An 8,009-nucleotide genomic window follows, 5' to 3' on the forward strand; every position below is an offset into this window, starting at 1 on the left:
AAGGCCAGCAGCATACTACATTCGTAAAACAATTCAAAAGGCAAGTCGTTAGAGGAGGAATACTAATTAAAACCTTGAAACCGAGCACTTGCTCTGCATCCAGGACGTAAAAAAGGACCCGAAGGTCCTTTTTTATTCCTTTTAAAACAAAGGCTTAGTGCGGATCCAGCGCGCCGGCCGGTGGCAGCGCCGGGCCGTCCTTGCCGGTGATCTTGCGCACCACAAACATGATGGCGCGGAACACCAAACGCACGAATACCAAGGTCAGCACCGCTTCGACCAGGGTCATCACCAGCGCCGGCGCGGCGCTCCAGCGCACCGCGCGGCGCTGGTATTTGGCGATCGCGCGGTCCTTGCTGATCTCGATGCTGTCGTAGAAGGTCGGCACCATCAGCAGCGTCAGCAGGGTCGAGGTGATCGTGCCGCCGATGATGGCGATCGCCATCGGACGGTAGAACTCGCCGCCCTCGCCCAGCCCCAGCGCGACCGGGAACATGCCGGCGATCAGCGCGAAGGTGGTCATCAGGATCGGACGCAGACGCATGCGGCCGGCGTACATCAGCGCATCCTCGCGGCCGTAGCCCTCTTCCTCGCGCTTGCGCGCCGCGTCCAGCAGCAGGATGGCGTTCTTCGCGACCAGACCCATCAGCATGATCACCCCGATCAGACTCATCAGGTTAATCGTGCTGTTGGTCAGCAGCAGGCCGATCACCACGCCGATCAGCGACAGCGGCAGCGACAGCATCACCGCGATCGGCGCCGTAAACGAACCGAACTGCATCACCAGGATCAGGTACATCAGGCCGACGCCGGCCACCAGCGCGATGCCCATGGCGCCGAACACCTCGTTCATGTCCTTGCCGGCGCCGCCCAGGTTCAGGCCGTAGCCCGGCGGGAAGTCGATGTCCTTGACCAGCTTCATGGCGTCGCTGGTCACCTCGCCCGGCGAACGTCCCTGGACGTTGGCGCTGACCGAGATCACGCGCTTGCCATCCTTGTGTTTGATGGTGGACGGCCCCTTGCCCATGGTGACGCGGGCGATCTGGTCCAGCGGCACCATCTGGTTGGTGCCGGTGACGGCGATCGGCAGGCGCTCGATGTTCTCCGAGCTGGTGCGGTCTTCCGGCGCCAGGCGCACGGCCACGTCGCGCGACTCGCCGGTCGGGTCGACCCAGTCGCCCACTTCGATGCCGGCAAACGCCACGCGCAGCGCCTGGGCGGCGTCGCCGGCGGCGATGCCCATCGAGTTGGCCAGGCCGCGGTTCAGCTCGATCTGCAGCTCGTCCTTCGGATCCATTTCAGACAGGCCGACGTCCACCGCGCCCGGTACCTTGCGCAAACGGTCCATGAAGGCGTTGGTGATCTCCATCAGCTTGCGCGAATCGGCGCCGGTGAATTCGATCTGCACCGGCTTGCGGGCGCCGTTGCTCAGGTCGTCGAGCACGGTGTACTCGGCGCCGACCAGGCCGGCCAGCTTCTCGCGCAATTCCTTGGCCACCTCGATGGCGCCGCGCTTGCGCTGGGTCTTCTTGCCGATGTCGACATAGATGCGGCCGCCGCTGAGGTTGACGTAGCTGTTGGTTTCCTTGGTCTCCTTGATCGAACGGGCGATCACGGCGGCCTTCTCCAGTTTCAGGCGCGAGTATTCCAGGCTGCTCGACGACGGCGTGCGCACGTCGATCGCGATGGTGCCCCAGTCGGAGGCCGGCACGAAGCTGGCGCCGCCGAACTTGGCTTGCAGGCCCAGCGCGGCCACGAAGGTCGCCAGCGCGATCACGGCCATCCAGCGGCGGTGGTGCAGCGCCCAGGCGATGACGTTGCCGTAGCGGTCGGCCTGGTGGTCGAACCAGTGGTTGAACTTGAGCAGCACTTTCTCGAAGCCCTTGCGCGGCGCCGTGTGGTGATCCGGCGGATCGCCCCAGAAGGCCGACAACATCGGATCCAGCGTGAACGAGATCAGCAGCGACACCGCCACCGAGCAGGTCACCGTCAGCGCGAACGGACGGAACCATTCGCCGGTGATGCCCGGCATGAAGGCCACCGGGATGAACACCGCCATGATGGAGAAGGTGGTCGCGGCCACCGCCATGCCGATTTCAGCCGTGCCCTTCAGCGCGGCGGTGCGGCGGTCGGCGCCCAGCTGCATATGGCGCACGATGTTTTCCCGCACCACGATGGCGTCGTCGATCAGCACGCCAATCGCCAGCGACAGGCCCAGCAGGGTCATGAAGTTCAGCGTGAAGCCGCACAGCCAGACGCCGATGAAGGCGGCCAGCACCGAGGTCGGCAGGCTCAGCGCGGTGATCAGGGTCGAGCGCCACGAGTTCAGGAAGGCGTACACTACGAAGATGGTCAGGCCGGCGCCGAACACCAGCGATTCGATCACATTGTTCAGGCTGTCCTGGGCGTTTTCGCCGTCGTCCTCGGTCACTTCCAGCACGGTACCGGCTGGCAAGTCCTTCTTCATTTCCTCGACCACCTCGCGGATTTTCTTGGCCACGGTCACGGTCGACGCATCGCGCGAACGGGTGATCGAGATGCCGACGTTCGGCTTGCCGGAACGCACGCTGATGCTGTTGATTTCAGCGAAGCCGTCCTCGATGGTGGCCACCTGCGCCAGCCGCACCAGCTCGTTGCCGTTGCGCTTGACCACCACCTGCTGGAACTCTTCCGGATGCTCGATGCGGCCGACCAGCCGTATCGATTGCTCGTTCAGCTCGCCGCGCACCTTGCCCACCGGCGCGTTGGTGTTCTGGTTGCGCAGCGCGTTGACCACGTCGCCCACCGACACATTGTATTCACGCAGCTTCTCGGCCTTCAGCAGCACGCTCAGCTCGCGGCGCAGCGAGCCGTCGATGTTGACCGAGGCCACGCCGTCGATGCCGCGGAAGCGGTCGGCCAGCTTGTCCTCCGCCATGCGCGAGATGACGGCGTGGCTCTGCGTCTTGGACGACAGCGCCAGCTGCATCACCGGCTGCGCCGACGGATCGATGCGCTGCAGGATGGGTTCGCGCATCTCGGTCGGCAGCTTGTAGCGCACCGCCGCGATGGCGTTGCGGATCTCGTCCGACGCCTCGATCAGGTTCTTGGTGAAGGTGAACTTGATGAAGATGCTGGCCGAGCTTTCCGAGGCCGTGCTGTTAATTTCCGTCACGCCGGTGATCGACTGCAGCGATTTTTCCAGGCGGTTGACGATTTCGCGCTCGACCGTCTCCGGCGACGCGCCCGGGTACGGAATATTGACCACGATGAAAGGCACTTCGACGTCCGGGTTCTGGTTGACGCGCAGCTTCTTCAGCGCCATCAGGCCCAGGCACATCATCGCGACGATCAGCACGATCGTCGCGATAGGCCGTTTAATACTGAAATCCGATAAGAACATGGCGGTTATCCTTTATTTTTCTGCCACGGTGGACGACGATGCCGAGGCCACCGCTTTCGGCGTGCTCAGTTCGACCTTCTGGCCATCCTTGAAGCCCGAGCCCGGCACGCGCACCACCATGTCGCCGGTGGCCAGGCCGCTGAGCACCTGCCAGCGGCCGGTACGGTCGTCGCGCGCGCCGACGGTCAGCGGCACCTTGGCCAGCGCGCCGCCCTTGATGCGCCACACATAGTTGCTGTCGCCGGCCTGGATCAGCGCCGACGGCGGTATCATCAGCGCCGACGACGTTTCGGACTCGACGCGGCCTTCGGCGTACAGTCCGGCCACGCGCGGCTGCGCCTGCTCGGAGAAGTCCACCAGCACCTCGACCTGGCGGGTGACGGCGTTGGCGGCCGGATCGACGCGCTTGACCTTGCCGCTGAAGCTCTGGCCAGGGTAGCCGTTGACGCGGAACAACACCGGCTGGCCGACCTTGACCACGCCGATCTTGTCGGCCGACACCAGGCCCTCGAAGCGCATGCTGTGCGGGTCGATCACCTTGATCAGCTCCTTGCCGACCTGGGCGGTGTCGCCGTTCGACACCTTGCGCTCGCTGACGATGCCGTCGAACGGCGCGCGCACCACGGTGCGGGTCAGTTGCTGGCGGGCCGAGACCGAACGCGAACGCGCCGCGGCCAGGTCGCTCTGGGCGTTGTTGCGGCGGATTTCCGCGTCTTCCTGGGCCTGGGTCGACACCATGCCGGAGGCCAGCAGGGTTTTCTGGCGCTCGTACATGCGCTGGGCCTGGGCCAGCGTCTGCTCGGCGGCGCGGGTGGCCTCGTCGGCCGAATTGACGCTGTCGCGGATCGAAGTCTCGTCCAGGCGCAGCAGTACGTCGCCTTTTTTGACCGGCTCGCCGTTTTCCTTCATTACCTGGATTACCACCGCGCCCACTTCGGCGCGCAGGTCGGCGCGGCGCTCCGGCTGGATCGAGCCGGTGATGACCGGACCGGACGCCAGCGCGTTCGATTCGACGGTAATCGTGTCTTCCGGCGACATCTGCAGGGTCACCAGGGGCTCTTTCTTGGCGTCCTTGTCGGCCTCTTTGCCTGCGGAAGCGGTCGCCGAAGCGCTGGCGCCGGCTTTTTCAGGCTCCTTGGAGGACTTGCCGCATGCGACCAGGGCAGAAGCGACGGCGAGAGCTAGAAGGGTTTTGCGCAACATAAAGTTCTCCGAGAAAGTGGCACGTAGGTGTTCGTAGGTGCTGGTTTTTGCTTATGAAATTTTAGCCAGACTACAGGGCGCAGAGTATCCCTGACTGTCCGGATACGGTCAATCAACATGCGACTGGACGGTAAAAAACGTGGCTGAATTGCCAAATAACGGGATGAACGGTGAAATTGGAGAATAGTCCGGGATGGCGAAAATGCCAGCGGAACCGGCGCGCCAGGACGGCACGCCGGTAAAACAGCCTCAGCCGCGGCCGAAGATGGCGTGGATGGCGTGGGCGATGGCGATGCCGGTGCACAGGCCGCCGGCGATCTCCACCAGCGTGTGGCCCATGCGCTCGCGCAGCCATTTGTGGCCGCCGTCGTCCTTGGCCAGCCGGTTGATCGCCGCCGCCTGCTTGCCCACGTGCTGGCGCAGGCTGTTGGCGTCGATGACGACGATGAAGCACAGCGTCACCGCCACGCCGAAGGCCGGGTGACCGATGCCCTCGCGCAGCGCGATCAGGGTCGCCATGCTCGACACCACGGCGCTGTGGTTGCTTGGAAAACCGCCGTTGCCGACCAGGTTGAACGCCCATTTGCGCGCCTTGACGCTATTAATCAGGAACTTGATCGGGCCGACCGTGGTCCAGGTGATCAGCGGCGTGACGAGGTAAGCGATATCCATGGGCGGGTCCTTTGCATTTTTGTGGCGCAATTATCGCAGATGGCCCCACAGCGGCGGAAGCAAGTAATATAAAATCACCGCAACTCCACATTTCCATAAAAACAACGATGCGGCACTTCAGAATCTCTTTCATCGTCACCTTGGTCCTGATGGCGCTGGCCGCCTGGTGGGGCTACAGCCACGGCGGCGCCGCCGGCCTGCTGCAGGCGGTCTGGATCGCCGCCGTGCTGGGCGTGATGGAAGTGTCGCTTTCCTTCGACAACGCGGTGGTCAACGCCTCGGTGCTGCGCCACTGGAACGCGTTCTGGCAAAAGCTGTTCCTGACGGTCGGCATCGTCGTGGCCGTGTTCGGCATGCGGCTGCTGTTCCCGCTGCTGATCGTCTCGCTGGCGACCGGGCTGGGCCTGATCGACGTCTGGCACATGGCCACCACCACGCCCGAGGAATACTCGAAGCACCTGACCGGCGCCCACGCCCAGGTGGCGGCGTTCGGCGGCGCCTTCCTGCTGCTGGTGTTCCTGAACTTCCTGTTCGACGAGGAAAAAGAGCTGCACTGGCTGGGCTGGCTCGAGGAAAAGCTGGGCCAGCACGGCACCGAGGCGCTGGCCGTGCTGCTGACCCTGGCGGCGGTGTTCGGCTGCGTCGGCCTGGTGCCGATGGAGGAAAAGTACACGGTGCTGGCCGCCGGCGTGATCGGCGTGGTGGTCTACCTGGCGGTCGGCTGGATCAGCAGCCTGCTGGAAGAGAAAGAACCGGACGACGACGACGACCTCACCGAAGCCGGCGTCGGCGCCGTGGTGGCGACGGTGGCGCGCGGCAGCTTCGGCGGCTTCCTCTACCTGGAAGTGCTGGACGCCTCGTTCAGCTTTGACGGCGTCATCGGCGCCTTCGCCATCACCAGCGACGTCGTCATCATCATGCTGGGCCTGGCCATCGGCGCCATGTTCGTGCGCTCGCTGACGGTGTTCCTGGTGCACAAGGGCACGCTGGACGAATACGTCTACCTCGAGCACGGCGCGCACTACGCGATCGGCATCCTGGCGCTGATCATGCTGGCCAGCGTCAAGTACCATGTGCCCGAGTGGTTCACCGGCTTGTCCGGCGTGGCCTTCATCGCGGTATCGCTGTGGTCGTCGATACGCCACAAGCGCAGGCTGGCCGCGTGATAAGATTGAAAACATTGCACCCAACCTGCGCTGACCTATGACCACATCCAAACGTGTTGTTCTGTACCTGTCCGGCCTGCTGGCCGCCGTGCTGCTGCTGTTCGCCGCCTACACCTGGGTGATGCTGCACGTCTCCTACTCGGACGGCGAGCGCGCCGGCTACCTGCAGAAATTCTCCAGCCGGGGCTGGATCTGCAAGACTTGGGAGGGCGAGATCCTGCTGACCTCGATGCCCGGCGCGATACCGGAAAAGTTCGAATTCAGCGTGCGCCAGGAGGACGTGGCCAGGCAGCTGATGGACGCCACCGGCAAGCGCGTGGTGCTGACCTACGCCCAGCACAAGGGCGTGCCGAGCCAGTGCTTCGGCGAGACCGAGTACTACATCACCAAGGTCCAGATCCAGCCATGATAGTTGCCTTGCCATCAACATGGCGCGGCGTATCAAAAGTTTCCGGTAATCTCTGCAATAACACTAAAAACCGGACCACACTATGCTAATGCACCGATATTGGCGTCCCGCCGCCATGCTGGCCACACTGCTGGCGTGCGCTGGAGCGCGCGCCCAGGACCTGTCCGCCCAAGGCGGCGCGCTCAGGGTCAGCGGCACCAACGAAAATTCGTTCGCGGTCGGCATCAACTACGCGCAGCCGGTGGGCGACTACCTCGCGCTGAGCCTTGGCTACCTGAACGAGGGCCATCCGGACAATCACCACCGCGACGGCGTGTCGGGCCAGATCTGGCTGCGATCGCACATCAGCGAACAGGGCTTGTCGTGGGGTGTGGGCGTGGGCCAGTACTATTTCTTCGACACGTCGCGGCCGCATGGCGCGCCGGGCGCGGTCTACATCAATGATCACGGCTGGGCGCCGATCTACAGCGTGCAGGCGACCTGGCATCACCCCAACCGCTGGTACACGCAGGTGCAGCTGAACCGCGTGGTGCCGAGCGGCGCCAAGGAGCCGACCACCTCGCTGCTGGTGGGCGTCGGCTACCGTTTCGACGGCGTGCGCGGCGACAAGCTGCATCTGGACGGGCCGTCGACCGACGAGACGCTGACGGTGATGGCCGGCCAGAGCATCGTCAACAGTTTTGAATCGGAGCGTTCCAGGGCTGCCACGCTGGAATACCGCCGCGCGGTGGCGCGCTATATCGACTGGACAGTCAGCTATCTGCACGAGGGAACCTCGGCCGGCACGCACCGCACCGGCGTCGCCAGCCAGTTGTGGCTGATCCGTTCGCTGAACAAGGACGTGGAACTGGGTATGGGGGTCGGTCCCTACTTGGCGTTCGAGGTGCACGACGTGCCGGGCACGCGGTCGCACAAGGCCGGCCTGGTGTCGATGGCCGGCCGCTACCACTTCACCAAGCGCGTGGTGGGTGAACTGTCGCTGAACCGCGTCGTCACCGACTACCACCGCGACGCCGACCTGCTGCTGGTCGGCCTCGGCTTCAGCTATTAAAAGACGGGGTCAGATCCTAATGCCGTTAAGTTAAGGATTTCCTGAGCCTCCGTTCAGGATAGCGTTGCGGTTTTGCTTTGGTGACCCGATCGAATTTCCGGTCGGGTCGATAGACATTGAGTTCGA

At 64.0% G+C, this 8,009-nt stretch carries 6 protein-coding genes; 3 read left to right on the top strand and 3 right to left on the bottom strand.

Going from position 1 to position 8,009, the window contains the following annotated elements:
- Nucleotides 1-154: 154 nt before the first annotated feature.
- The 3 genes from ABWW33_RS30720 to ABWW33_RS30730 form a co-directional block, all read right to left on the bottom strand.
- Nucleotides 155-3,382, bottom strand: coding sequence for an efflux RND transporter permease subunit (locus ABWW33_RS30720; protein WP_353405254.1), 3,228 nt, complete (start codon nucleotides 3,380-3,382; stop codon nucleotides 155-157).
- Between the two features lie 12 nt (nucleotides 3,383-3,394).
- Nucleotides 3,395-4,585 (bottom strand): efflux RND transporter periplasmic adaptor subunit, encoded by a 1,191-nt coding sequence (locus ABWW33_RS30725; protein ID WP_176653543.1) that lies wholly within the window; start codon nucleotides 4,583-4,585, stop codon nucleotides 3,395-3,397.
- Between the two features lie 249 nt (nucleotides 4,586-4,834).
- On the bottom strand, nucleotides 4,835-5,257 hold the full coding sequence (locus ABWW33_RS30730; protein ID WP_353405256.1) for a divergent PAP2 family protein: 423 nt from the start codon (nucleotides 5,255-5,257) through the stop codon (nucleotides 4,835-4,837).
- 107 nt (nucleotides 5,258-5,364) lie between these two features.
- On the opposite strand from ABWW33_RS30730, the gene ABWW33_RS30735 reads away from it, so the two are divergent.
- The 3 genes from ABWW33_RS30735 to ABWW33_RS30745 all read left to right on the top strand — a co-directional run bounded on the left by ABWW33_RS30735 (nucleotide 5,365) and on the right by ABWW33_RS30745 (nucleotide 7,883).
- On the top strand, nucleotides 5,365-6,423 hold the full coding sequence (locus ABWW33_RS30735; protein WP_353405258.1) for a DUF475 domain-containing protein: 1,059 nt from the start codon (nucleotides 5,365-5,367) through the stop codon (nucleotides 6,421-6,423).
- A gap of 37 nt (nucleotides 6,424-6,460) precedes the next feature.
- Nucleotides 6,461-6,832, top strand: coding sequence for a DUF8785 domain-containing protein (locus ABWW33_RS30740; RefSeq protein ID WP_176653540.1), 372 nt, complete (start codon nucleotides 6,461-6,463; stop codon nucleotides 6,830-6,832).
- A gap of 82 nt (nucleotides 6,833-6,914) precedes the next feature.
- Complete coding sequence (locus tag ABWW33_RS30745) at nucleotides 6,915-7,883, top strand: hypothetical protein (RefSeq protein WP_353405259.1); 969 nt, start codon at nucleotides 6,915-6,917, stop codon at nucleotides 7,881-7,883.
- Nucleotides 7,884-8,009 lie beyond the last annotated feature (126 nt).

It is taken from the genome of Duganella hordei (assembly GCF_040369125.1).
In the GTDB taxonomy this organism is placed as follows: Bacteria; Pseudomonadota; Gammaproteobacteria; order Burkholderiales; family Burkholderiaceae_D; genus Rugamonas; species Rugamonas hordei.

What these genes read in the sequence shown, in the direction of transcription:
- ABWW33_RS30745 (WP_353405259.1), top strand. Translation starts at nt 6,915, where the DNA reads ATGCTAATGCACCGATATTGGCGTCCCGCCGCCATGCTGGCCACACTG.
- ABWW33_RS30725 (WP_176653543.1), bottom strand. Translation starts at nt 4,585, where the DNA reads ATGTTGCGCAAAACCCTTCTAGCTCTCGCCGTCGCTTCTGCCCTGGTC.
- ABWW33_RS30720 (WP_353405254.1), bottom strand. Translation starts at nt 3,382, where the DNA reads ATGTTCTTATCGGATTTCAGTATTAAACGGCCTATCGCGACGATCGTG.
- ABWW33_RS30740 (WP_176653540.1), top strand. Translation starts at nt 6,461, where the DNA reads ATGACCACATCCAAACGTGTTGTTCTGTACCTGTCCGGCCTGCTGGCC.
- ABWW33_RS30730 (WP_353405256.1), bottom strand. Translation starts at nt 5,257, where the DNA reads ATGGATATCGCTTACCTCGTCACGCCGCTGATCACCTGGACCACGGTC.
- ABWW33_RS30735 (WP_353405258.1), top strand. Translation starts at nt 5,365, where the DNA reads ATGCGGCACTTCAGAATCTCTTTCATCGTCACCTTGGTCCTGATGGCG.